Raw genomic sequence first — 516 nt, forward strand, 5'->3', positions numbered from 1 at the left:
CCCCGGACAATGCCGCCGCCTTTGCCAAACCCGGCACCCAGCATGGGGAGACCGCCTATCCGCAGGTGCGCATGCTCTGCCAGATGGAGCTGACCAGCCACCTGCTTGTTCAGGCTGTCATGGAGAGTTGCGCCATCAACGAGATGGCGCTGGCCGAACAGCTTGTCGCGCGCACGCCGGACCACTCGCTGACCCTGTTCGACAAGGGGTTTTACTCCCTCGGTCTGCTACACGCCTGGCAAACTGCTGGCAGCGAGCGTCACTGGCTGCTGCCGCTCAAAAAGGGCACGCAATACGAGGTGGTACGCAAGCTGGGGCGCCAGGATGCACTGGTGCATCTCAAAACCAATCCACAGGCACGCAAGAAGTGGCCGCAACTGCCGGACACGGTGGAAGCCCGCTTGCTGACCCGCACTATCAACGGCAAGGAGCGGCAGGTGCTGACCTCAATGGTTGACCCGATGCGCTTCCCGGGGGCTGACATCGTCGAGCTCTACAGCCATCGCTGGGAAATCG

At 62.6% G+C, this 516-nt stretch carries 1 protein-coding gene; it reads left to right on the plus strand.

The window, feature by feature from the left end; all coding sequences use genetic code 11:
• The coding region (locus GWQ27_RS22235) for an IS4 family transposase (protein WP_275908339.1) at positions 1–516 on the plus strand (516 nt) is incomplete at both ends.

Origin of the sequence: Aeromonas sp. 5HA1, assembly GCF_029237245.1 — a bacterium.
In the GTDB taxonomy this organism is placed as follows: Bacteria; Pseudomonadota; Gammaproteobacteria; order Enterobacterales; family Aeromonadaceae; genus Aeromonas; species Aeromonas salmonicida.